We start from the raw sequence: 24,521 nt of genomic DNA, 5'->3' as shown, positions 1-24,521 counted from the left end.
TGTTAAGTATACGCAATTAGGGGGCGTCATTGGAAATCCTGCATATTTCCGACTTACATTTAAGAAAAGGGTGGGCAGAAGAACAAGGTCAGGTGTTGGCTGCATTCTTTGAGGACCTAAAGTCTCAGTGCGAAAAGCCGGAAGACACACTAATATTATTTACCGGCGATCTCGCTCAACAGTGTGCAGACCCATCTATTCTGACTTATTACCAAGAGTACTTAGGTAACAGATTTAGGTCACTTGGTTTCAGGGATGATTTCTGCATATTTGTGCCTGGAAACCACGACATTGATCGGAATTATGTTGTAGATAGAATTTCAACAATCAGCGGTTTGCAGGACAGACCTCTTGATGAAACTGCTTTTAATTCAAAGATATATGGCGAATTTCGCGATATAATTTTCCCCAAGTTCAAGAATTTTATTGAGTGGCAAAGGGATGCAGCACGGTATTCTCTTACTGAAGAAACGTTCTGCGGTGCTGGTTTTTCAGTAAATGAACAGATTGGCGTATACGTTCTAAACACCGCATTGTTTTCGTGTGGCGGGGCTGCAGATGAAGCGGGCGAAACTATTGAAGATTATGGCAAGCTGGCGGTTGAAACACGGAATCTAAATCGCTGGCTTCAGGAAACCAAACATGTTTTTCGGGTGCTCGCCATGCACCATCCAATAGATTGGATGAATAGTTGGGCGCAGAAAGAGATAAAAAAGCTCACTGAAAACCACTTTGATTTGGTGTTGTGCGGACATACGCATGAAGGCGCTGCGCAAGAGTTATTTAACGGGAAAGACGCGTGCGTTTATTGTGTCGCTCCAGCACTGTTCACCCGTAAATCAGATGTTCTAGGATATAGCCTTCTAAAGATATGCGCTGCCACCAACTCTGTTCAAATCAAATATCGACACTGGCATGCTGGGCGCTTCCTTCCTGGTGTGATAATGTCGAATACGGAAGATGGGGTTGTGAAGTTTGGGCGCAACTGCTCCACAAGGGATGAGGTCGATACATTCTCGGATAAGTCGACGATGATAGCGGCGCGTTTGGAGGCCAACTTTCGCGATAGCCTCAAGTATTACGAATCAATTCCTCAGGTGTGGGTAAATCCGACGATTTCGGACACGCCTGAAAATAGCAACTCAGACGCTCAGGCTACACTCATCTCGGTCGATAAGTTGGTAAATCCCTTAAAAGATACGGTGCTATATGCTCCGCCACAGTTCGGTCTATCAGCACTTGGGCATTATCTGGCGCAATATGCATGGAAAGAACGAAAGCAATTCCTAATTTTTGTTGAGGCGAGGAAAATCAAAAATTACGAAGCTGCTGTCAAAAAATATTTTGCTGAGCAAGCTTCATCCTGGTGCATGAATATTGAAGAGATAAGTGGAATCATACTTGATGATGAAGGTGAGGTAGATCCCAAAAAAATTAAGGCTATAAAGGCAACTTTTCCCAACTTACCAATTATCCTTCTTAGCAAATTACCGGAATCGGATCTGCCAATATCTCAGTGGAGCATCCAATACGAAAACTGGTCTCCTCAAAGATTGTTTTTGTGGTCGCTCACGCGCCAACAGGTCAGACAAACAGTCTCTAAGGTAATCAGTTTGGGGTCCAATATGGATGAGGACGAGGTAACACAGACACTCGTTGATGATCTCGAAGTTCTCAATCTGCACCGTACACCTCTAAATTGCTTAACCTTGCTTGCTGTGTATCGCCAACAAAACGATTTTCGACCTGCAAACCGTACAGACATGATTGAAAAGTTTCTGTACTTGGTATTTGGGAACCATAAGAAGCGATCTGACTACAGTGAATATCCAGACATGAAGGATTCACTGTATGTACTTGGTGCTTTTTCTGAAATGATGATCCGTGAAGAAAAGTATACCTTTACGCCCGCCGAGTTTAGTGCGTTCACCACAGAATTTTGTTACTCGAAGGCAATAGACATAGATGTTTTAATCTTGGCCACTATTCTTCGGCTTGAAAACATAATTATAGAAAAAGATGGAAAATTAGCTTTCAAGTTTGCGGCGTGGGTGTATTTTTTTGCCGCTCATAGAATGTATCACTCCGACGAATTCCGAGAATATATTTGCAGCAATAAGCTTTATATGAACTTCCCTGAAGTTATAGAGTTTTATACGGGTATAGATCGGCGAAGGAACAATCTAATTGCTTTGCTGACTGACGACCTGAGGAGCCTAAATGATGCATTCGAGGAACGAAGTGGTATACAAGCCGATTTCGATCCGTTCAACGAACTCCGATGGAGTATAGCTGAGGAAGATTGTCCCAAATTAAGGGCATACGTCGAAGAAGAGGTGCTGCAGTCTAACCTTCCTCTGGCGATTAAAGATGAAATTGCTGATCAAGGTTACGATAGGTCAAGGCCATATAGGCAATCTATTAATCACTTTACCAATGAGCTCTCTTTGCGAGAAAGTGTACAGGTCATGAGAGCCGCTTCTCGTGCTCTTAGGAATAGCGATTACATTGAAAAAGAAGATAAAGTTTCTCTTCTAAAGGAAATCACTCGCACTATGCGGCATGTGACCCAGACCCTTGTGATATTCGGCCCGGTTTTAGCGAGTGATAGATTCCTGTCATTTGAGAACATGAACTTCAGGTTAGGCACTTCATTTGACGGTTACGACGGAACGGAACTGTTAACAAAAGTGGTCACCGCGACTCCATTTAACGTGGTGAATTTTTACGAAAAGGATATTTCATCATCTCGGATATCGACGCTACTCATTGACTATATAGAATCCACGGACAATGAGATTGAGAAGCTTCTTGTATCGTTCATTTTAATTAGAAATCGGTCCAAAGGCTGGAAGTCCGCGATCAGCTCCCTTATGCGTCAATTGGGAAAGAACTCTTTTTATCTATTCGCGCTGTTTCGGGAGGCCCGACGTCAATACCAGTACGGCTTTTGCAGCTTAGAGCAAAAGTCCAAACTAAAAGATTTGCTTGGAGTTGCAGTTGCAAAGCATGAAACTGGTGCGCGTTCACCAAGTCAGACGCTCGTTAAGAAAGTCGGTGATAAGGTGGCGGATAAACTTGACAAAGAAAAAAGTGCCCAAAAGGATAGTGTTGAAGATGATCATCCCAGATGATCATCCCAGATGATCATCCCACTCTCTCTGAGAGTACCGTTATTGGGAAGATTTTACTTCTAAGGTCTAAATTCTTGCGCCTACTTGCATTGGAGCCTTAGGGGGACAATCCTGCTTTTGCGATGTTTGGGTCATACGGAGCAAAAAGCTCAAAATTTTCAACCAATATTACACTGCTAAGTGGGTTCATTATTGGGTTTTAATAGCAAATGTGTATTAAGTTGTTGATTTTTAAAGTAATATGGCGGAGCCGGAGGGATTCGAACCCTCGAGGGGCAGGACCCCAACACGCTTTCCAGGCGTGCGCCTTAAACCGCTCGGCCACGGCTCCGTAAGACAGCATATCCCGACCAAATATCCTGCTGAAGGTGCGGGTGCGGGCGCACTATAGCCATCCTAGCCCCAAAGGCAAGGGAGAAATTCCTTGTGGCGCCGCTTCGTTATAGTACCCTTTACCGATTGGGTGCAGCGATAGGGTTATTGGTGAAGAGGGCGGGGTAACGACCTGATAACTGAGGCGTGACAAGCGCTTTAAGTGCGTGATAACCTTAACGCGTGGTTAAGCATAATAATTATCACAGTTTTTACCGGATCCGGTTATATATGGGTTAGGGAGACGAACTATCTGGAGGAGGAATCGGATGATTTTTGCAGTGTTATTCACCAACATTGCGTTGAAAACTAAGCGGTTGGCTGCCTTGACGGCAACTGCTCTCTTGTTGCTGAATGCTGCACCTGCGTTCGCAGACGACATCAAAGACTGGCAGCGCGAGATCGTAAAGAAAATTATCAAAACCCATATCTATCCGCGGTCAGCTATTGCACGTGAGATTGAGGGCAGTGCGAAGGTCCAGGTGACCATCGACCGCACAGGCAAGATAGTATCTTACGACATTACGGAATCTTCGGGCGAAGATCAGCTCGATAACGTTATACCGAAGATGATGGACAAACTGGATCCACTGCCGGAGCCACCAGCCAGCTTGCCGGATGGTAACCTGTCGTTTGTTATTCCGATAGCTTGGCGGCTACAATAAAGCCCAGCAACAATAGTTGCAAAAAGAAGGCCCGAAGGGGCCTTTTTTATTGCCCTCAATATGTAACGCCCAACGGTAGGTACTGCCTTAACTGATCCCAATAACCCCCATCATGCGTCCCTGTGTAGGCACGTAAAAAAAGGGCCCTGGCGAGGGCCCTTTTCTGTGATCATTCGGCAGGTAATTTGGAAGGCTGCGCCGTTGCCGCAGCCCTCAGGCTTATGCCTTTATTCTTCCTCGCGAATGGTACGAAGGAAGTTTTCCACTTGGCTGCGAAGCTCATCTGACTGTTGTGTCAGCAGTTGTGCTGCAGACAGCACCTCAGTAGCCGCAGAGCCCGTCGATGTTGCGCCCTGGTTCACTGCGTGAATGTTGGACGTCACTTCCTCTGTGCCAGTGGAAACCTCGGATACGTTCCGGGCGATCTCCTGCGTGGAGGCGTCCTGTTCTTCAACTGCAGATGCGATGGATACGGAAGTGGACTCGATCGCACCAATGATGCCTTTGATTTCGTCCATCGCACGTACTGCCAGACTGGTGGCATGCTGCATGCCTTCAACCTGCGCGCTGATTTCCTGCGTTGCTTTCGCCGTTTGGTTCGCGAGTGATTTCACCTCGCTTGCCACAACGGCAAAGCCCTTACCAGCGTCGCCTGCACGTGCGGCCTCAATCGTGGCGTTCAGCGCAAGCAGGTTGGTCTGTTCCGCAATATCATTGATAAGCTTGACCACATCGCCAATCTTTTGTGCGGCGTCCACAAGCTCGGCAACATCCTTGCCTGCGTTCTCGGTGCGGTTCACCGCGTCACGTGCCGAAGCCGAAGACTGGTTGGTCTGGCCGGTGATCTCGCGTACAGAAGCAGAAAGTTCTTCGGCGGCACTGGCCACCATTTGAGCGTTGGAACTGGCTTGTTGAGCTGCGTTTGCCACTACTTCAGATTTTTTGGATGTGTCGTCCGCTGTTTCGGCCATGCCGCGCGCAGCACCTTCCATCTCTGCTGCCGAGTTGGAAACACCCTGCACCACAGCCATAACGGAAGCTTCGAACTTGTCTGCGAGGTCGAGCATGGCTGCTCGGCGGTCTTCACGAGCTTTTTCTTCGCGTTCCTGCTCGCGGCGGCGGGTTGCTTCCTCTTCCTCACGCTTGCGGCGCTCGTCTTCTTCAGCCCGCACGCGTTCTTTCTCTTCGCGTTCACGCTGCTCAACTTCGAGTTTCTGCCGCTCAACGGCGTTCTCTTTAAAGACCTGAACAGAGCGCGCCATGTCAGAGACTTCATCGCCGCCTTCGGTGTATGGCACCGTCACCTCGAGCTTGCCTTGCGCCAGCACCATCATGGTGTCAGACAGGGCGTTCACAGGGCGAACCACCTTGAACATCACAACCCAGAATGCCACGCCGCCGATAGCCACTACAAAGACCATCAGCACGACAGCAATGGTCACATTGCCCGTCGCACTGCTCACCGCTGCTTCGTTCAGTTCCTTTGAGAGGGCACCGGCATAATCCGCCATGCTGTTCACGGGTGCGGTGGCTTTTGCTGCTTCTTGCAGCCACTCAGTCGCTGTCATCCCGTAGTCAACATACAGGTTGCCTTCATCATCCATGGATGGGTCGGCAGACAAGTCATAAAGCTCAAAGCGGGTATTCGCGAATTCGTCAAAAAACTCAGCCTGAATGGCTGCAAGCTGTGCAGCGCGTTCCTCGGGTGTGGTTTTCTCGTTTACAACAGAACCAGAATGGGCGATTGCCTGCACTTGGTCCCAGGCGGCTTGCACACGGCCAACATACAGTGCACCAAGCGATAGCTTCACGGAGGAAATCTCTTCGCCGGAAGCCACGTTTTCACCGAGGATTGCAGATTCGAGTGTTGCATATTCGATCATTTGCCAAAGCTGATGCTTCAGCCTGATCACCAGCAAAATGCGGTCGTCACCAAAATCGTAATTTTCCTCCAGCGCATACCGAACATTGAGCGCCGCTTCGATAAGGCTGTTCATTCCTTTGGTGGCATCGCGGCTGCGCAGTTCGCGGGCATCAGACATCGCGTCCAGGTCTTGGTCAATCTGGGAAAGTTTTGATTCGTATTCATCGTAAGCGTCACGGAACTTCTGTTTCGCTTCCTCAAACTTCGCAACAACGCTGCCGTAAATTTCAGGGTTGAAGTCTTCCCCATCAAATTCGGGAAGCTCGTCGAGCCTTGCGGCCACGTCCTCATAGGCGTTTTCAACAACCCGGCGGTTGCTGCTGATCATGTTAGTCAGAAACCCGTCAGCAGGGCCTTTATAACCGTATCCTGCATAAGTTGCGCTGCGTTCCCCGCTAAGGGCGAGCTTAAGCTGGAGAATGCCGTCAATGGCCTGGTTGATCTCCATTGACCGTTCTGCCCGCGCGCTGTTTTCCAGCGCATCGTCCATCCGCAGATACGTAAGCGTGATAACGATGGCCATCAGCGTGGCGGTTACCGCCAGCAAAAGATTACGAATGCTAAAAAATTTGTTTTGCAGGATACTGTCAAGCGCCGCCATTGTGGAGTGCCCCTTGTGATTTCGCGAACTCAGCTCTTAAGGTTTCAAGCTAACCTGCTCAATAGATTGCACATTACGGTTAACGAATCTTAAAGGCTTGCGGATTTTATGGTGACTTTTTTACGGCGTCACCTCCCCCAACAGCGATAGTAACGTTAGATTTCTTGTGATCAACCAAATCGTTCTATAAATAACGCGTTCCTTGCAGCTTTCTGCTGCATATGGGTGTGAAGGGTCGCGCATTGGTTGATATAGTTCAAGAAAACGTTGATGTGGTTATTGTCGGCGGAGGTGCTGCGGGCTTGATGTGTGCAATCACAGCGGGCGCGCGGGGGCTATCTGTTCTGCTTCTTGAGCATAACAAAAAGCCTGGGGCCAAAATCCTGATTTCAGGCGGCGGGCGCTGCAACTTCACCAATCAGGACGCCGTGGCCAGCGCTTACATCAGTAACAATCCCCATTTCGCCAAATCTGCGCTCAGCCGTTATACCCCGTGGGATTTTATGGATGTATTGGCGCGCCACGATGTTTCGTGGCATGAAAAAACACTGGGGCAGCTGTTTTGCGACCAGGGTGCCAAGCGCATCCTTGAGGTGCTGTTGGAAGAATGCAAAACAGCGGGCGCGGAAGTGCGGTGCGGCGTGAGTGTGACCTCAGTTAAATTTGGTGAAGAACGCTATCACCTCTCCACCACCTCTGGCCAGGTGAGCACCAAAAAGCTGGTGATTGCGACCGGTGGCCTGTCGATCCCCAAAATGGGCGCCACAGGCTTCGCTTATGATATAGCCCACCAATTTGGTATTGGGCTCAATACGCCGGTGCCGGCGCTTGTGCCTTTCACCTTTACTGATGCGGATCTCGCATTCATGAAGCCGCTTGCGGGTGTGGCCGCCATGTCGCGGGTGAGTATTGGCAAAACCACCTTCCGTGAAAGCCTGTTGTTTACGCACCGTGGGCTTTCTGGCCCCGCTATCCTGCAGATATCCAGTTATTGGGATGAGGGGGTGCCTGTGGTGATCAACCTGCTACCTGATGACGAGGATGTGGCGGGGTGGCTCAAAACTGCTCGGGAGAGCAGACCAAAAGCCGCGCTCAAGTCGGTTTTGGCGGAGAAGCTGCCCGCGCGCCTTGCCGACGCCATCGCAGAATCCTGGCCCGGCGTGATGGCTTCCTTCTCCAACGCCGTGTTGCAGGACGTAGCTGACCGGCTGACACACTGGCAGGTAATCCCTTCAGGCACCGAAGGTTTTGCAAAAGCCGAGGTGACACGCGGCGGCATCAATACAGACGAACTAAGCTCCAAAACGCTGGAAGTCAAGGTGCAACCGGGCCTTTATTTCATTGGGGAATGTGTGGATGTGACCGGCTGGCTTGGGGGGTATAACTTCCAGTGGGCTTGGGCCAGCGGCTGGGCCGCCGCGCAATATCTTTGACTGTTTAGAAACAATAAAGTTTGAAAATTGTTAGGGTCTGAACCCAATTTACTATCATGATTTTCTTATCTGTTTTGAGGAAAAGTGCCTTGAATGGCACGATTTGATCTGACAGATGAAAAATTGGCGGCCGTTGGGTAATACCCCCAATAATAGAGGGCTTCAAAAGTAGAATACTTTAAGCGGCCATGGGCATGCCCATGGCCAGTTTTTGTTTTGGCGTGATGCCGCCGAGCGCCATATTGGGACGCTCATGGTTATAAGTCCAGAGCCACGCCGTTGCAGCAGCTTGCACCTCTGCAATTGTCGCGAAGATATATTGGTTCAACCAGTCATGGCGGACCGTTCGGTTGAAGCGCTCAACGTAGGCATTTTGTTGAGGCTTGCCTGGCTGGATGAACTGCAATCCGATCCCGCGCCTTGAGGCCCACTCGGCCAGTTGATGCCCGACATACTCGGGACCGTTGTCACAGCGAATAGCCAAGGGAGCCCCCCGCCATTCAATGATCTGGTCCAAGGCCCTGATGACACGCGCTGCGGGCAAGGAGAAGTCGATCTCGATGCCCAAGGCTTCCCGATTATAGTCGTCAATCACATTGAAGGCCCTGAAGCTGCGACCATCCGACAACTGGTCATGCATGAAGTCCATACTCCAGACATCATTGATCGCCTCGGGCACGGCAAGAGGCTCAGGCTTTTCCCGATACAGGCGCTTCTTCGGCTTGATCCGCAGGTTCAGTTCCAGTTCCCGATAGATCCGGTACACACGTTTATGGTTCCAGCCATAGCCTTTCACATTGCGCAGATACAGGAAGCACAGCTTGAAACCCCAGTTGCGCTGACGACCGGTTATGCCGACAAGCCAGTCAGCTATCTCAGCATTCTCATCCGAGAGCTTCGGTTCATACCGGTAGCATGTCTCGCTGATCGAAAAGGCGCTGCACGCCGCCCTGATGCTCAGCCGACCCTTGCAGACAGCAACTCTGGCCATCTCGCGACGTCGGGACGGCTTTACCACTTTTTTGCCATGGCTTCCTTGATGACATCATTCTGAAGCTGCACATCGGCATACATCTTCTTCAGCCGAGCGTTCTCCGCCTCCAGTTCTTTCATCCGGTTCATCAGCGAGGCGTCCATGCCTCCATATTTTGCACGCCAACGGTAAAAGCAGGCGCTGCTCATGCCGTGCTCCCGGCACAGTTCAGGTACCGGCGTACCAGCCTCCGCCTGCTTCAATATGCTGATGATCTGGCTGTCCGAATAACGTGATGTCTTCATGTGAAATCTCCTGCGTGTTGGTTACGAGAAAATTCTACTTTTGAGTACCACTATTTATTGGGGGTATTACCGTTGAGCTGCTCTTGCCAAGGAATGGTCGTGGTGCAGTCTGGCGCGGTGACAGGGTCATTCTGAACGGCCTTTTCTATATTTTACGAACGGGCGCACCATGGTGTGATCTGTCCGAACGGTATGGGCCATCGACTACGGTTTATAATTGTTACGTCCGGTGGCGTGGGAGAGGTGTCTGGAAGGGTATATTCCATGCCTGATACAAGAGCCCAACGTGCCCTTGTCTTCATTGATGGCTCAATCATTAAGGTTTGCCGCGCAGCGGCTGGGTTAAAAAGGGGTTCCTCAATCTGCTATTTCTTTTAGCGATCAAATGCCGGTGCAATTGAGTCCAGACCCTAGGCGAAGAGCGGGCGACAACGGCTGCCGCCGCCCGCTAGAACATTAAAATTCAAATGAGACACCAAATTGCGGAATAATGCCCATCCCCTCACTTTCAATAGTGCCATCAATGTCGCTAAAGTGGATTTCGTCAATATTGCTTCTGTTCAACGCATTAACGATATCAATGAAGGCCTTCATGCGAACGCCGCCAATCTGGGTTTGGTAATCCATCCGAAAATTAAGGGTGGAAAAAGAGGAATGACGTCCAAAATATGGGTCTGTAATCTCGCGTGAATAGCGCAGTAGGCCTGCCTCTGGGATTACATTTTCATGGATAATATAGGCTTCACTCGGTCGGCCTGAAGCCATCTGATATTGGAGTCCAAACGACCAATTATCGTTCAGTTCATAATTGATGGTGACGTTACCCAAGTGAGGTCTGTGAAATTTTGAAGGATGATACCCGTTGCCATCGCCATCATCGATCCTGGTTTTATTATAGCTGTACCGAGCTGAGGCCGACCAGCGGTTGGAAAAGTCTTTCCTCACGATCCAATCAAAACCAGCAGACCAACCCTTGCCGCTGTTGGATAGGATACCGGTCACTCGGTCCCCATCTGGAATGAGCTTATTCATATCCTGGTAGTAGGTTTCAATCTGCATCGAATAATTGTTGCCCAGATAATAGCCCAGCCCGACACTAGCTTGTATTATTCTCTCGTGCTCTAGGTTTTGGTTTTCTGGATGGGCAGCGATTTCAAGCAAACTGGGTGGTTGATAGTAGAAGCCACTGGTTATACTGAGGCGGGCACGTTCATTGACTTGCCAGTCCAGTTGCAATCGCGGTGAGACCATGGTCTTCGACAACAAGTCGTCATACTCAACTCGGACGCCTGGTGTGATCGTAAGCGTGTCGAAGTCAAAAGACTGGTCGAGATAGGCTGCGGCCCGGATACCGTTGTGATTGAATGCAGAATCATATAACTCGGGTGTCAGCAAAATATAGTTTTGGCCTGCAGATGGACGGTAATCATCGCTATCATACACAAACTGTGCATAGTCCCTGCTCAGGCTTTGACGATAGTCAGTGGACAGGTGTGTGAGGCGCAGCCCGGCCTGAAAGCGGCCAAAGCGATTATCCTGGGAATAGTCGCTGCGCCATCCGAACTCTTTCTCGTTCTCCTTTAGGGAAAGAATGCGTTCCTCTTGCATAATGCTTTCAGCCACGGTTGGAGTGTCACTGAGATCTGGGAAGGCTTCTCCTTGATATGTATTTTCGTCGCCAAACCGGTAATACAGCGTGTTGCGCCATTCGCCGGTATCACCGACCAGTTTTTCGAGTGTTGCGCCCAGCGCGCCAGCGCTTTGTTTGCTCTCAAATAACATATAATCAGGGGATTCTTCAGCGGCCAAGACATGGCTGATGTCCCGTGTGTTTTTCTCCGGTGTGTATAGGCCCATGACCTTGAGTTTAGTATCTGGGTCGATACGGGTAACAGATTTAAAAAGAAAATCCCCCATAACTGGGCGGCCAACATCCTTGCTGTCAATTAGATCTAGCAGGGGGCCAAAGTCGTAATATCGCATGGATACCAGCATGCTTGTGTTCTCATGAAATCCACTGGGGCCATCATAGAGAAACTCACCGCCAGCAAGGTCGACCTTTCCGCTGATGAAGGGGGTGTCTCTGTTGCCTTCGGCCAGTTGCAACTTCAGTAGTGACCCATTCGCACCCCCGTATGCAGCTTCCCAGCCACCGGGCTTGAACTCTGCCTGTCCAACAACATTCTGTCCAAAAATGGAGTAGCGTCCGCCATTGGCCACTTCGTCTTCTTCCCCGATCGCGTTGTCAAAGTGCGTGGTGCGCCCAAACGGAATATCATCGACAAGGATGATATTATCCCTGGGGCCTCGACCTCGAACCGCGAAGCTTGAATAGGCGCCTGTTGCAACCACCCCGGGCAGAGCATTCAGGCCCCTGAAAATATCCCCAGCGGTTCCAGGGGCTCGGCGGATTTCTTCGCGGCTTAAAATGCGGCTAGTGATAGACCCTTGCCGTGAAGTTGTGATGGAGTTACCGATAACATTAATTTCTTCGATGTCGTTTGTGGGTCGCAAGGCGAAATCAACAATAACACCTTTATCTTCAAACAGTTGAACATTGTGTTCACGTGCGGATTGAAAGCTGTCTGCCGTTACCGTCAGTGAGACAGAGCCAGTATGGTTTATTCCAATATGGAAATTGCCTTGCTCATCGGCAACTGAGGTTGCGATGACATTTTCCTGTCTGTCGGTCACCGTGACAACGGCGCCGGCTGTGGGGCGTTTTGTTTCTGTATTTATGATGCGGCCAGTTACGCGGCTTTCCTGCGCACTGGCGATTGATGAGAGCGCAGTTATAAGTGACGCAGTCGCTACGAGTATTTTAAAGAAGGACATAATTTTTCCTGTTTTGCCAAATACTATTGTTGGCTCAACGGTGCAGTGTGTGATCGTCCTCCAAAATTATTCGCGAAAAACCTGTTCCAACTTTGGATAAACTCCAGGGGTAACCACCAGACTTCCGGGTTTTGGAGAGGTGACACCTTTGTAGTGGCTGCAAGGTCCTGTTTTTCCTAGCATTTTCAACGGGTACGAGTGCCGCGTCTGGCATTTGAAGAAGCGTATAGCGTCCTAAACCAGAGATGGCGATGCCCGAACCAAGGACCTACATGGAAGCTGGAGCGACCTACAGCGGCTGTAACAAAACGCCCCGCTCCCTCTTGCAACGTCGATCCATCTTTAGAGGTTCAGGTTTGTTTCAGAAAGGAAACCTAGGGTCCGCAATAACACCCGAGTTCGACAGGCGATATAAGGACAAGAATATGAACCGACTAATGATGGGTCGAGGATTGCTGGCTATTGGCATGTTGGTTGGTACTCTCAGTTGGGCAAAAACCATTAGCCATGTTGGGGACCCGGCCTATCTGTTGATTGGTGGCGGTGATGAAGCCGCAACCCACGCTTGGTATCACGCGTTTCGCGAGGCTTTCGGCGACATGGCCGCAGTCCTTATTTTGCTAGCTGTTTTTTTCGGCCCGGAAAAATGGCGAACGCCGCAGACGTGGGTAATTTCAATGGTTCTGATGGCGGGGTATTACGCACCGTTTTGGGTGGGGACGCCGTTTATCCCTGAGCTCGCTGCGCCACATATTCTGGCGGAAGTTGTTCATGTCATTATGGCAGCTTTCCCACTTTGCGCCCTTTTCATCTCCAGGCAAAATTTTATCCGTCGATCTGGACTTTGAAACGTCTGTCGCTTCTTTGCACCGTTGCCTGACTGCACTCGATGAATGCGAGGTTGAACAATGCATGTGGCATATTCCAGAGCTGTTTCCACTCTGTTGTCGGCGTTATTATCAACAGTTTCAGTGTACGCTGCAGACAATAGCCCAGCTAATCTAGAACCTCTCAATATTGCGGAAAAGCAAGCACTGGACTTCTTGCCGGTTTTACGTAAAGAGCGGCGTGAGAACGTCGGCTTGGGGCGTATTCAGTGGGGCGGACAGTTAAAGGCGTTTCCCTTTTCGCGTTTTAACCGTGATCTGACCGGAGAGAGTTCGTTTGATCAAGCAGATATACCCGTTCGTGTTGAATTTGGGCTGGCTGCACCCCTTACCCGCAACAGTGACTTGTATTTTTCTGTTGAATTGAAGGAGAAAGTTGGCCTGAAGGATAGCGGCGGCGCTCGCAGCGAGGTCATTCTGGAAAATGCCCGGGTGAATATACATGATGCTGGTATGGAAGGTCTGTCGCTTCGATTCGGCCGGATGACGATTCAGGATAAGCGCGAGGCCATCCTTCGGGCGCAATATGACGGTGCCCTTATGTCGTATGCCTCACAGTCCTATCAGCTTGATTTCGGTATTTTTTCCCGTGGTGACCTTAGGGCGGATATCCTTCATGGCGATGCGAGCACCAGATCAACAGATATTATAACAAAGGCCGAAAAACGCCTTTTTGGTACGGTAAATATTGGTGCTCTTATTCTGCTATTGAATGATAGATCGTTAACTGCGGACGACCGAACATATTATGCGCTTCGTAGTTATGGCAGAGCCTTGCCCCAATTGCAGCACTGGCTTGAAGTAACGCATCTACGGGGTGAAACCTTGCAGGGTAGTCGCTCCGCATGGTCAACAGAAATACGCGCCATATATGATTTAGCCTTGCCCACGAGAACGGAGTTAGGTGTTGCCTATATTTGGGGCTCTGGCGATAGCGACCCGACCGATGAAACTGACGGCCTTTATCGTCAAACCGGGTTGCAGCGAAATAACAGCTTTTGGGGGGCAGGGCCAAAGTACCGCCTTCTGGGGGAAGCGCTCCGCGCAGAGGTAGCTAACATTCATGCGGTTACTCTTATGGCACGCCATTTTCCTGGAAAGGCCTGGTCTGTCTCCTTGCTTTATCATTTGTTTTGGCAGGATAAGCTAGCAACAAGCCAGCCAGGCTGGAGCTGGAACGGACAGCCCAATGGGCTGAACAAGAAACTAGCGTCAGAGATTGATGTAACCGTTGGTGTTAAGCTTGCCTTCGGTCTGTCCCTGGAAGCCAACGTGGCGTACGTAAATCCGGGTGCTGCATTTGGCGGTGACCGATCTGATGGATTTGCAATCGGCATGGAGATGCGTTTTGCGATCTAGATGGGGCGTCCATTTCACGCAGCATGAATGGGCCGGTGACCGCGAAAAACCGTAACTTTTCCTCGTAATTTGCAGATTTAAGCTGACTTAAAACGTCTTTGGGAAACTTTTAGCCCTTTCATGCGGAACCCATTGAGAGCCCTGGAAATCGGGATGTAGAATCAAGAAAGAGCTTGCAAGCCCTGTAAATACAGATGGCGGACCGGGCTCTGGGGAACTAAGGGAAATCAGGGAGGAAGGGAAACCATGTCAAAGTATTCTAAAAAGCACTATGTGGCCCAGCCATCAATAGCCGTTATGTTAATGGTAGGCTGTTTTGGCCAGTCGGTGAAGGCACAGGACGATGACAATTCAACTATTATGTTTGAAGAAATTATTGTTACGGCACAAAAACGCACAGAAAACCTGCAAGATGTACCGCTGTCCGTTACGGCTCTAGATTCGCTAACTTTGAAGGAAACCGGCGCGGACGATATTCTTGATATCGTTGCGATGATACCTGGTGCGGGTTCAGCGATTAACAACCCGTCTGAGCAAACGCTTTCAATCAGGGGCGTAGCCGGCGGGTCAGAAGGCCCGGCAACCGATACCAGCGTAAGCGTCTTGATTGACGGTGAAGTTATTTCACGGTCCTTTATGTATGCGTCCGCATTTTATGACATGGAACGTGTGGAGGTTCTACGCGGGCCGCAGGGCACAACCTATGGACGGAACGCTACGGGTGGCATTGTTCATTTCATTTCCAAGAAGCCGACGCAGGAGCCATCGGGTTCACTGAAGGTCGGGTATGGAAATCTCAACCGTCTGAAGGCTGAGGGTTACATAAACGGCGGAATCAGCGATAAAATTTCAGCGCGATTGAGTCTTTATTATGATGAAAGCGATGGCTATACGGATGATGCGATAAGCGGTGAAGACCTGGATACGCGACAGACATTCTCCGGACGTTTGCAGTTTCTAGTCGACCCTTCAGATCAATTCTCTGTGCATCTTCGAGCGCACTATAGTAAAGACGATCACGGATCGCCGCGTCCCCGTCGTTCTTATGATCCAAGCCTCCCCTTTTTTATTGAGCCCATCACGGATTTCCCGTTGCTGGACGACTCGCTTGATCCCTATGAAGCCAGCAATAATGAGGACACATTCTATGAGCGCGAAATTTACGGCGTATCAGCAGATATCTATTGGGAATTTGGTGGCTTTAGCCTGAAGTCGATCACAGCTTACAGGCACGGCGACGATGATATCCGGAACGACTTGTTCGGTACAAGATCACGGCTTGTTGTGCAGAATTCCAGCAACGATTCAGATGTATTCAACCAGGAATTAAGGTTCGACAATTCGCCTTCAGCAGACGGCTTGTTCTGGACTATCGGGTTGTTTTACCTGAACGAGGATTCGAACCGTCTGGAACACAAAGAGGCGCTGTATGCATTGCCAAACCTGGGAGACGCTCTTGGTACGGATCAGGTTTTTGACGAATATAATACGACGAATGCTTACGGTGTGTTTGGTGAAACAGCTATCGACCTGACAGACACTTTGCGGTTAACCCTTGGGGGGCGTTATAGCCGGGACAAAAAAGACTTTACCGTTGATCATACTGCAACTGGCTTTGCGGCTGATGTCTTTATTGAACCTGATTCATTGCCAACCGTTGCAGGATCCGCGTCTGATAAATGGAGCGCTTTTACGGGCAGGGCTTCGCTTGACTACAATATCACTGATGACGTGATGGTGTATGCAACCATCAGTCAGGGCTACCTTTCTGGCGGATTTAACGGCGAGCCTGTAAACGCCGAGGCCTTGATGACCAGCTTCGACAAAGAGAAGCTAACTAACATTGAGGCAGGCGTGCGCGCGTCCTCTGCTGACAGGCGCTTTATTGTCAATGCTACAACTTTTCTCATGAGCTATGACGATATTCAGGTGCCGGACTTTTTGCCGTCAGGCACCTCCATTGTTGATAACGCGGGTGAGGCTGATATTCGTGGCGTGGAAATCGACTTTCTTCTGCGGCCGAACAGCATTTTCTCGTTGAGCGGTGCGTTCGGGTATATTGATTCTGAAATGAAGCAACACCCAAACGCCGAGTTTATCGGGATGAAGCTTGCGGAAGTTCCAGAGTGGACAATTGCTCTGTCTGGTACTGTGGATATCCCGCTTTTTGAAGACAAAGGTGATCTTCGCCTGCGTGTTGATTACAGGAATAGAGGCACAATTCTTGATGGTCTTATGGTTGACGACGGGTCTACTTTCTTTAAGCAAAATCGTAGGCCTGGTGTAGGCAAGGTTGACGCTCGTTTGACTTGGGCTGACCTAGATGATCGCTTTGAAGTTTCTGTGTGGGGCAGAAACCTTACCAATAAGGTGGAACAAAGCGGCATTGGGCCAGTGGTGGGACTGTATGAGCAGCGTACCGTTACGTATCACCCGCCGCGAGAATATGGCATCAGCGTTGCGGTGAATTTCTAGTATAAAGTAGAACGAGTATTCCCCCAGAGTAGTCGCCCATGGCGCCTATAAAGTAGCGGGCTCAATGCCCGCTACTTTTTCAGTTTCATTTAAGCAGCAGCGTTCATTCTCTACGGAAATAAATGTGTACATTCCGTACATTTTTCGCAGCGCTGGACGATACTATGCCCCGTTTTTCTTTAACAACCATTGTTCTGGTGCTGACCATAGTTGCATCAGTAAGCTTTCTGTTTGTGACTGCCCCAACGCCAGCTTCGGTTGTGGCTATAGAAAAAGGCGTGCCGGTGACCGTTGCGTCACTGGTTCAACAGTCGGTGCCTAGGATGATAGAGGCATATGGCACCATTGAGCTGGCCCGTTCGGTACAGCTGGCCCCTGAAGTGAGTGGCCGTGTAACATATGTGCACCCCCAGTTGGAGGAAGGGGCGGTCTTTGCTGCTGGCACGGTGCTTTTTTCCGTAGATGAGACAACGTACAGAAGTGCCGTTACTCGTGCAGAGAACGCTGTTGTGATCGCGCGCGCTGACGTGCAGTTGGAAGAAGGCCAGCAGCAGATAGCGCGGCGCGAACTGCAGCAACTTGAGCAAATGCAAACCCTTTCAAAGTCTGACAGGCAGTTGGTGCTGAGAGTACCGCAGCTGGACAGGGCAAAAGCGCGCCTGGCGCAAGCCACAGCAGATTTGCACATGGCAAAGGAAGATCTGGCCCGTACGGCAGTTCGAGTCCCATTTACAGGGTATGTTTCAGAAAAAACGGTCACAAAAGGACAACTGTTGGCAGCGGGGACTGTTGCAGTAACGTTGATTGACAGCGGCACTTTGTATTTACGGCTTGCGCTGCAGGAACAAGACATACAGCAAGTGCAGGCCGGTATGCCTGTAGAGGTAATAACGAGCGGTAATGATATCCTTGCCACTGGGTCAATAATCTCCCTTCTGCCGGTACTGAGCACCAGGGTACATAGCCCACAGGTATTGGTTTCTATACCTGTTGAGAAAACAGCCTTGGACATCAGTGTTAAGTCTGGCAAAGGCCTCATTCGGGTGGGCGATTTTGTTCGAGCGAGGATCAGCGCGGGGAAGCTACATAATATATACGCTGTGCCTTCTGCGACTCTTTCTCTGGATGGGCATTTAATGCTGGCAACGACTGGCGATAGACTGAAGCTACTGCCAGTCACCACGGTTTGGCAGGACACAACTCATAGTTATGTAAAAGGTGATATTCAGCCTGGTGATCGGCTTGTGACAAGCCCATTAGGCCAAGCCAAAGAGGGTGCACCGCTTATCATCCTGGAGCACACGCAATGACGGCCCAGAGAAGTGCCATAAGCAGGCTGGCAGGCTGGATGGCGCAAAACGCAATTGCAGCCAACATGTTGATGGTTGCTCTTTTGGCGGGTGGTTATTTTGCCCTGCAGATTGTGGAACAAGAAGCGCAGGCCTCTTTTACCTTGAATAAAGTTGAGGTCTCCGTCGAGTATCCAGGTGCGAGTCCTGAGGAAGTAGAAGAAAGTATCCTGCTGGGGATCGAAAGCAACCTGCAGGGCATCAGCAGCATCCGAAAGATGGTAGCCACAGCTGAAGAAGGCTATGGGCATGTGCTTGCCGAACTGGCGGAGGGCGCAAACCCGAATGTTGCGCTGCAGGATATCAAGATAGCTGTAGATCGGATCAGGACATTCCCAATAGGCGCAGAGCGTCCGGAAGTACGGCTGGCCGAAGATATTGAAGATATCGTGGCTTTGGCGCTGTACGGCAACGTTGATGAACAAACGCTGTACATGGTTGCAAAAGATATACAGGCAGACCTCCTGACAATCCCGGACATAACGCGCGTTGATATTGTCGGTGCCAGACGGCCCGAGATTCTTATTGAAGTCCCTGCCGCTGAGCTAAGGGCACGAGGCCTTACCCTCGCAGAACTTGCAGATTCGGTGGCGAATACCGCCCAAGACGTTCCTGCGGGCGCTATTCGCGGATCAGATGGAGAAACCCTTCTAAGGATTCTTGGAAAACGTGACAAAGCGGAGAGATTTAGCGAGCTGAGTGCGGTGGCGTCCCCAGCTGGATTGGTGAGTTTATCCGACATTGCAAAGGTTTCCGAAGGCTTTGAGGATACAGATCGGATACTGACCTTTGATAACCAACGTGGTTATGAATTAGTGGTTTTCCAAAGTGAAAAAGGTCGCATTCTGGAACTTTCCGAGCAGGTTTATAGCTACGTGTCAGAGCGTCAGAAAAGCTTACCCACCGGGATGTATATCAATGTGCTGGATAGTCAGGCGGATTCGTTTCGGGACAGGATTGGGCTGCTATATGAAAACGGAGCCATGGGACTATTGCTCGTGGTTGTCGCTCTGGCTCTATTTATGGAAATCCGGCTTGCTTTTTGGGTAAGCGCTTCTATCCCGGTTGTTTTTCTGGGCGCAGTGACCTTTATGCCGGCAGCGGCAGTACCCCTGAATATGGTTACTCTTTTCGCCTTTATAATCACTTTGGGCATTGTCGTTGATGACGCTGTTATTGTGGGTGAGAATATTTATCGCCACCTGCAAGCAGGTAAGCCTGTTCAGGAAAGCGTCATGGACGGCGTTGAAGAAATGCTGGTTCCGGTAACGTTCGCAGTGGGTACCAACATTATGGCCTTTCTGCCTTCGATGTTCTTACCGGGCGAAATTGGACAAATGCTTAAACCAATGGCAATGCTGGTATTTGCTATCTTCATCGTTTCCTTTATTGAGGCGATATTTATTCTCCCCGCCCATTTAATGGGAATGAAGGGCGAAATTCGCCAATTTCGTGCGCTGAAAGAAGGCAGTTTACTTGCAACCGTAGTACATCCTTTGGCGAGGATAAGGGCTCATGTTGCGGTGGGCTTTCTGGCACTGAAAACCGGACCGTACAGGTATTTTCTTCTGCTTAGTATGCGAAATCCGCTGAATACACTGCTTATATTTGTGGGGTTTCTGGCCTTTATATTTGCGTGGGTAGCCACTGGCCGGATCGATACAAACTTTGCCCCGAAGGTGGAGAGCACGCGCATAGAAGTCGAGTTTGAAATGCCAGCCGGCAGCCCGTTCTATGTATTGGAAGACAGCTTGAACCATATAGATGAAGCGGCCGGGCGCGCTCTGTCTGAACTTGGCGGTGTGCACTATGCCGCTCGACGCATCAAAGAGGGAACCGGAAACATTGGGTCGGTTACTGTGATTCTTGTTGGGCAGGATCATCGACCCTTTGCAGCAGCCGACTTTGTTTCACGGTGGCGCCGTGAGGTTGGCCTGATGGCTGGCCCAATGAATGTATTTTATGACTTTGAAGTTGGTCCCGGGGGTAACAAAGAACTGGAAATTCAACTTTCGCATGTTGATCCAAAGGTCTTGGAGGATGCGGCTCTGAAGGTGGCCAGCGCCATCAGTCGGCTTCAAGGTGTGGAGGACATCGACAACGGTCTGACACCTGGAAAACCGCAAATCTCGTTTCGAACGACACCGCTTGCCGACAGGTTGGGATTGTCCGCTGCCGATATTGGCCAGCAGTTGCGGGATGCATATTTCGGAAACGAGAGTATTCGGCAGATACGGTATGGTGACGAAATTCGTGTGCGGCTCAGGCGGGCGGGGGCCGACCGCATGTCCCTGCACAGCCTGGGGAAGATGACGATTCTTAGTCCTGATGGCACAGAGGTGCCGTTAATGAGCGTTGCGGAACCTTCGTATGGGAATGCTTATACGCGTATCACCCGGCGTGACAATCGTCGCATTGTCACTGTAGCAGGCAATATCAACCGACAAGAAGCCAACGTGAGCCTGATCCGCAAGGAGGTCGCTGAAAATGTTATGCCGAAGCTATTGCAGGCAATGCCTGGCTTAAAGTGGTCTTATGGCGGTGAAGCCGAAATGGAGGACGAAACAAACACCACAATTCTCGGCGGTACCCTGATGTGTTTTGGTGCAATATTTGCCGCACTTGCGGGCTTATTTCGCTCTTATCTTCAGGCCCTGATCGTCTTGTCGGTTATTCCGTTCTGTATCGCGTTTGCAATTTTCGGACACATTCTGATGGGCTACTCCATCAATGTTATCAGCACATTTGGGTTTATCGCACTTTCTGGCTTAGTGATTAATGGATCTTTGGTTTTAACCATGAGAGCCAGAGAAAATATAATCGGGGGCCAGACGCCTTACGATGCGATCCGCACAGCTGCTATGGATCGCTTTCGTCCAATCATGCTGACATCGCTCACGACTTCAATAGGGCTAATCCCCATACTTTTTGAGGTGTCAACACAGGCTCAATTTATAATCCCGCTGGCGATTGCGCTTAGCTTTGGCAGCTTCTTTTCGATCTGGGCAATCCTTCTTCTAACCCCAGCATTGCTTATTGGTTTGCACAAACTGCGGGCATGTTTAGCGCAGCTTTGGGCTACCCTTTTCACCCACAAAACAAGCCGATAAGGAGGGGCTGGCGGATGGCAAGAATGCGACTTTCTTCTACAATATCAGTTGCTGGCTTGAGTATTGCCCTGATGGCATGCAGTGGCAGCCCGGAAACTGAGGTCGGTGCTGATGCCCCGGACATCATTTCACTAACCAGTGTTGCCTTTGAGAATGCAAGCAGAATACCTGATGAACACACCTGTGAGGGTGCAGATACTGCACCGCCGTTGAGGTGGGATGGCGCTCCGGCAGCCACTCAGTCTTTTGCTCTCATAGCGACGGATTATGATGCGCCGTCTCCAAGTATCCCGTTGTTCGAGATTGTGCATTGGACCGTAGCTAATATACCTGCAGATTGGCGTGCGTTACCGCAGGGGTTAAGGAAAGACCGGCTGCTGGAAAACGGGATATATCAAGGGGATAAAACGGGCGGTGTCGTTGGCTATTACGGGCCGTGCCCGCCGTTTGGGGAGCATACATATTATTACATAATCTATGCGCTTGATACCAAGTTGGCTTTGCCTACAGAAGCCATAAGTAAAGGCGAATTACTGGAGAAAATGGCAGGCCATATCATTGCCAAAGGTACGCTAACGGGTACTTACAGCCGATAATTACCTTGGGTATGGTATCATTCGGCTTTTGATATATCCAGAATCTGGAGTGAGGTCAGTCCATGCCTGAACGGCTGAACGATCCAAGGCTGGAAGGTCAGGGTTGCTTTTTCTCCGTGCAGCGCTTTTAGCTTGTCTGACAGGTTTGGGTCGGCGCTGGATAGACGTAGGAAGCTGTATGAATCTTCACCTGTGGTGAGCTGTCCTTCAACCTCACTCCAGCTTCTTGAACCCGTATCAATGGTTACTTCTAATGTCGGCGCTATAATGTCGACAGCTTCTACGGCAGCCACAAACCCTGTGATTTGGGTAGGTTTGTCAACTAGCTTCATGCCTGTGGAAAGACCTAACACAAGCGGTGCCATCGCTGTAAAGAGCAGGCAACAGGTGAGGGTTGTAACCATAGCTGCAACCCCCCCTTCCTTACGGAAAATGTGACGTCCAGCAAGTGCGCTCGCCGACAGAATAAGAAGAAAATACCACATCATTCTTTTCCCCTGTTTGTATCAATGGAGCCAAACATGCGCCTAATCGCAAGTTTGTCACCATCGATCCAGAGGTGTTTAAGAAGACCTGCTATATGTATGGAAACGAGGGTCGCCAAAAGCACCGGGAACACGAACTTATGCAGAGCACCAAAGAAATACATTAGAGGAAGAAATGGCTCGCTGGGGCTATTGAGCGGTACAATAAATTCCAGCACAGCACCCCTGAAAAAGTTCATTCCAATACCTGTAACAGGTATTGCGAAAATCAGGAAGAAGAGCACTTTGTGAACTAGGCGCGCAACTTTTCGCTGCCACCCTGTCACGGAACTCGCGATATCTGGACGGGGATTGTGCCTGGTCCACACAAGGCGTAATACCGCTAATAGTAATAGCGTGAGGCCGGTGGTCTTGTGCATCATGTAAACAAGGTCTCGCAAGGCCCCGTTTGGCATGTTGGTCATATACAGCCCTGTAGCGAGCATGGCGAGCATTAAGCCCGCCATGCTCCAATGCAAAACTTGCGATATCAGCCCATATTGCTGAAAGTTGTTTGCAATCTGCATTTTCTATATCCCACTATCTAAATGGGCGATCACTTGTCAGCTGCATTTTTAGCCATTTGGCAGCGGCTGGAATATTCTCGGCACGGTATTTACCGCCGGTATGCCCCCCGCCAGGATAGATCCAGATTTCCTGACGAATGCCAGCTTTGGACAGCACATAAATATCTTCAACTGGCACAAGCATGTCGTTGTCGCCGTTGATGGATAATAGCGCGGCTTGGTCAGGGAACGGCTTGAGCAAGCCGAGCGCCTCAAACGTTGTTTTTTGGGTATGAGCCTTCATTTCGGCGCGCGCTTTTTCTGGATTGTCAACAAACTCTTTTCGCGTCATTCCAAATCCTGCGCCGACTGTGGAAAGCATGTAATTTGGCAACCTCAATAGGTTGTTCTCGCCATATGCTTCCTGTATCGGCCCCCCAAAGTTGACAGCTGCTTTTACATCAGGGTCCAAGAGTGCAAGTTTTACGGCAAAATAACCAGCATAACTGCGCAGGTTTACACCAATCTGGTCGGGATTTACATCCGGACGAGACTTCAGGTAGTCGACAGCGGCGCTATAGACTTTTTCGGCGTCTGCCGAGAGCCGCCAGTCACTGGTGCCCGTGCCAGGCATGTCCATTGTTAGAACGACTAGGCCTTCTGCAAGCATTGCTTCCACAGTTGGCCACATTTCGCTTTTCCAGGAATCAATGCCCCCTGAGACAACAACCGCCGGCCCCGGTGATTTGGGCGGCACTACCGAAGATGTAAACAGGTGAACGTCTAGTTCTTTGCCTTCGAAAGGGATATTGATTTCCTGAACAGGAATTCCCTTTAATCTCAGAGAAGCGAGATACAATTCGTCATGCTTCTTGTAGGCGTCAATGGTTGCTTGATTGTGTAGAAAAGGAAAGCGGGCAATGCCATAGAAAGTCGCTGCGATCTTTAGCTCTTCTGCTGCGCCAGCAACGTCGCCTTGAGACAGTAGGCGATTGGCTGTTTCCTCGTGCTTTTTACCAAATTTACTGTTTTCATACACCCATGAATTTGGGCCAGAGCCGAACAGTTTTGATACGCTGCGGTATACTTGGTCTAGCTCTTGCTCATCCGCACCTTTGTGTACCCAACCTGAGAAGCGGCGTTCTGCATCCTGGGCCAGGCGCGGATCTTCAACCTTCAAGCGCATTTCATCGCTCGCTTGTGATATCGAGCTAGGGAATAGCCCAAGGCCGACGGTTATACCAACAGCCAAAGTTCGCAACAGCCTTGCTGCACGATTTCCGTTTACTTTTAAATACATGTTCTTCCTCCGCCAGTTGTTTTCGAAAGTCATAGCTTCATAGCCCTCCTAACCTGAAGGCTTGCTGAAAACAGCCAGAGCGTGATCTGGTTTTACGTGAAGTGGATTATTTTTCACCAATTGGCAGAGCTGATCGATGCCTGCCCTTTTATTCTGCATGAACGGGGCAATTT

At 49.9% G+C, this 24,521-nt stretch carries 16 protein-coding genes and 1 tRNA gene; 10 read left to right on the top strand and 7 right to left on the bottom strand.

The genetic code is table 11. The features are described from left to right. The first annotated feature begins 29 nt into the window (after nucleotides 1–29). Nucleotides 30–3,134, top strand: coding sequence for a metallophosphoesterase (locus ACOOGA_RS08085; protein ID WP_420430387.1), 3,105 nt, complete (start codon nucleotides 30–32; stop codon nucleotides 3,132–3,134). 242 nt (nucleotides 3,135–3,376) lie between these two features. On the opposite strand, the gene ACOOGA_RS08080 is transcribed toward ACOOGA_RS08085, so the two are convergent. Beyond that, nucleotides 3,377–3,465: transfer RNA gene (locus tag ACOOGA_RS08080), tRNA-Ser, on the bottom strand. Between the two features lie 310 nt (nucleotides 3,466–3,775). Here ACOOGA_RS08080 and ACOOGA_RS08075 point away from each other — a divergent pair. Next, nucleotides 3,776–4,171: a TonB family protein gene (locus ACOOGA_RS08075; RefSeq protein ID WP_417462324.1), complete on the top strand. Its 396-nt coding sequence runs from the start codon at nucleotides 3,776–3,778 to the stop codon at nucleotides 4,169–4,171. 227 nt (nucleotides 4,172–4,398) lie between these two features. Here the strand turns inward: ACOOGA_RS08075 and ACOOGA_RS08070 are convergent, their stop codons facing one another. Beyond that, the gene (locus tag ACOOGA_RS08070) at nucleotides 4,399–6,696 is read right to left on the bottom strand and encodes a methyl-accepting chemotaxis protein (RefSeq protein ID WP_420430385.1); all 2,298 of its coding nucleotides are present in this window, start codon (nucleotides 6,694–6,696) and stop codon (nucleotides 4,399–4,401) included. A gap of 242 nt (nucleotides 6,697–6,938) precedes the next feature. Here ACOOGA_RS08070 and ACOOGA_RS08065 point away from each other — a divergent pair, with 242 nt between their 5' ends. Continuing rightward, nucleotides 6,939–8,129 carry an NAD(P)/FAD-dependent oxidoreductase gene (locus ACOOGA_RS08065; RefSeq protein WP_420430383.1) on the top strand — a complete coding sequence of 397 codons (1,191 nt, stop codon included), beginning with the start codon at nucleotides 6,939–6,941 and terminating at the stop codon, nucleotides 8,127–8,129. 178 nt (nucleotides 8,130–8,307) lie between these two features. Here the strand turns inward: ACOOGA_RS08065 and ACOOGA_RS08060 are convergent. Further along, nucleotides 8,308–9,407 (bottom strand): IS3 family transposase gene (locus ACOOGA_RS08060; protein ID WP_417460440.1). Its coding sequence is split into 2 segments (ribosomal slippage): nucleotides 8,308–9,146 and nucleotides 9,146–9,407, totalling 1,101 coding nucleotides; the frame shifts between segments, so codons are not numbered across the junction. Nucleotides 9,408–9,490: 83 nt separating this feature from the next. Here ACOOGA_RS08060 and ACOOGA_RS08055 point away from each other — a divergent pair. Beyond that, complete coding sequence (locus ACOOGA_RS08055) at nucleotides 9,491–9,679, top strand: transposase (RefSeq protein WP_420430381.1); 189 nt, start codon at nucleotides 9,491–9,493, stop codon at nucleotides 9,677–9,679. Nucleotides 9,680–9,863: 184 nt separating this feature from the next. Here the strand turns inward: ACOOGA_RS08055 and ACOOGA_RS08050 are convergent, their stop codons facing one another. Further along, nucleotides 9,864–12,242, bottom strand: coding sequence for a TonB-dependent receptor (locus ACOOGA_RS08050; RefSeq protein WP_420430379.1), 2,379 nt, complete (start codon nucleotides 12,240–12,242; stop codon nucleotides 9,864–9,866). Between the two features lie 245 nt (nucleotides 12,243–12,487). Between ACOOGA_RS08050 and ACOOGA_RS08045 the strand changes: the two genes are divergently transcribed. From ACOOGA_RS08045 to ACOOGA_RS08020, 6 genes are all read left to right on the top strand, one after another. After that, nucleotides 12,488–13,090: a hypothetical protein gene (locus ACOOGA_RS08045; protein ID WP_420430377.1), complete on the top strand. Its 603-nt coding sequence runs from the start codon at nucleotides 12,488–12,490 to the stop codon at nucleotides 13,088–13,090. A 60-nt stretch (nucleotides 13,091–13,150) separates the two neighbouring features. Continuing rightward, complete coding sequence (locus ACOOGA_RS08040; protein WP_420430375.1) at nucleotides 13,151–14,488, top strand: alginate export family protein; 1,338 nt, start codon at nucleotides 13,151–13,153, stop codon at nucleotides 14,486–14,488. Nucleotides 14,489–14,734: 246 nt separating this feature from the next. Further along, entirely contained in the window at nucleotides 14,735–16,963 is a 2,229-nt protein-coding gene (locus ACOOGA_RS08035; RefSeq protein ID WP_420430373.1) for a TonB-dependent receptor, read from the top strand. Between the two features lie 164 nt (nucleotides 16,964–17,127). Further along, nucleotides 17,128–18,273, top strand: a complete 1,146-nt coding sequence (locus tag ACOOGA_RS08030) for an efflux RND transporter periplasmic adaptor subunit (protein ID WP_420430371.1) — start codon at nucleotides 17,128–17,130, stop codon at nucleotides 18,271–18,273. A 38-nt stretch (nucleotides 18,274–18,311) separates the two neighbouring features. Further along, nucleotides 18,312–21,422 carry an efflux RND transporter permease subunit gene (locus ACOOGA_RS08025; protein ID WP_420430369.1) on the top strand — a complete coding sequence of 1,037 codons (3,111 nt, stop codon included), beginning with the start codon at nucleotides 18,312–18,314 and terminating at the stop codon, nucleotides 21,420–21,422. Further along, entirely contained in the window at nucleotides 21,371–22,018 is a 648-nt protein-coding gene (locus tag ACOOGA_RS08020; RefSeq protein WP_420430367.1) for a YbhB/YbcL family Raf kinase inhibitor-like protein, read from the top strand. The genes ACOOGA_RS08025 and ACOOGA_RS08020 overlap by 52 nt, the downstream gene beginning before the upstream one ends. Before the next feature lie 17 nt (nucleotides 22,019–22,035). On the opposite strand, the gene ACOOGA_RS08015 is transcribed toward ACOOGA_RS08020, so the two are convergent. From ACOOGA_RS08015 to ACOOGA_RS08005, 3 genes are read right to left on the bottom strand one after another with little or no spacing between them, the layout of a single operon-like run. After that, nucleotides 22,036–22,506, bottom strand: a complete 471-nt coding sequence (locus tag ACOOGA_RS08015; RefSeq protein WP_420430365.1) for a hypothetical protein — start codon at nucleotides 22,504–22,506, stop codon at nucleotides 22,036–22,038. Then, a complete protein-coding gene (locus ACOOGA_RS08010) occupies nucleotides 22,503–23,069 on the bottom strand; it encodes a cytochrome b (RefSeq protein ID WP_420430363.1) in 567 nt (188 codons plus the stop codon). The genes ACOOGA_RS08015 and ACOOGA_RS08010 overlap by 4 nt, the downstream gene beginning before the upstream one ends. Nucleotides 23,070–23,082: 13 nt before the next feature. After that, nucleotides 23,083–24,381: an alpha/beta hydrolase gene (locus ACOOGA_RS08005; RefSeq protein WP_420430361.1), complete on the bottom strand. Its 1,299-nt coding sequence runs from the start codon at nucleotides 24,379–24,381 to the stop codon at nucleotides 23,083–23,085. Between the last annotated feature and the right edge of the window lie 140 nt (nucleotides 24,382–24,521).

The sequence above is a fragment of the Kordiimonas sp. genome (genome assembly GCF_965216265.1).
Lineage (GTDB): Bacteria > Pseudomonadota > Alphaproteobacteria > Sphingomonadales > Kordiimonadaceae > Kordiimonas.
The sequence above is the reverse complement of the archived record's forward strand: the minus strand, read 5'-3'. Positions and strand labels throughout refer to the sequence as shown.

Coding starts and splice junctions, on each gene's coding strand:
- ACOOGA_RS08075 (WP_417462324.1), top strand. CDS start 3,776: ATGATTTTTGCAGTGTTATTCACCAACATTGCGTTGAAAACTAAGCGG.
- ACOOGA_RS08070 (WP_420430385.1), bottom strand. CDS start 6,696: ATGGCGGCGCTTGACAGTATCCTGCAAAACAAATTTTTTAGCATTCGT.
- ACOOGA_RS08050 (WP_420430379.1), bottom strand. CDS start 12,242: ATGTCCTTCTTTAAAATACTCGTAGCGACTGCGTCACTTATAACTGCG.
- ACOOGA_RS08045 (WP_420430377.1), top strand. CDS start 12,488: ATGGCGATGCCCGAACCAAGGACCTACATGGAAGCTGGAGCGACCTAC.
- ACOOGA_RS08040 (WP_420430375.1), top strand. CDS start 13,151: ATGCATGTGGCATATTCCAGAGCTGTTTCCACTCTGTTGTCGGCGTTA.
- ACOOGA_RS08035 (WP_420430373.1), top strand. CDS start 14,735: ATGTCAAAGTATTCTAAAAAGCACTATGTGGCCCAGCCATCAATAGCC.
- ACOOGA_RS08030 (WP_420430371.1), top strand. CDS start 17,128: ATGCCCCGTTTTTCTTTAACAACCATTGTTCTGGTGCTGACCATAGTT.
- ACOOGA_RS08025 (WP_420430369.1), top strand. CDS start 18,312: ATGGCGCAAAACGCAATTGCAGCCAACATGTTGATGGTTGCTCTTTTG.
- ACOOGA_RS08020 (WP_420430367.1), top strand. CDS start 21,371: ATGTTTAGCGCAGCTTTGGGCTACCCTTTTCACCCACAAAACAAGCCG.
- ACOOGA_RS08015 (WP_420430365.1), bottom strand. CDS start 22,506: ATGATGTGGTATTTTCTTCTTATTCTGTCGGCGAGCGCACTTGCTGGA.
- ACOOGA_RS08010 (WP_420430363.1), bottom strand. CDS start 23,069: ATGCAGATTGCAAACAACTTTCAGCAATATGGGCTGATATCGCAAGTT.
- ACOOGA_RS08005 (WP_420430361.1), bottom strand. CDS start 24,381: ATGACTTTCGAAAACAACTGGCGGAGGAAGAACATGTATTTAAAAGTA.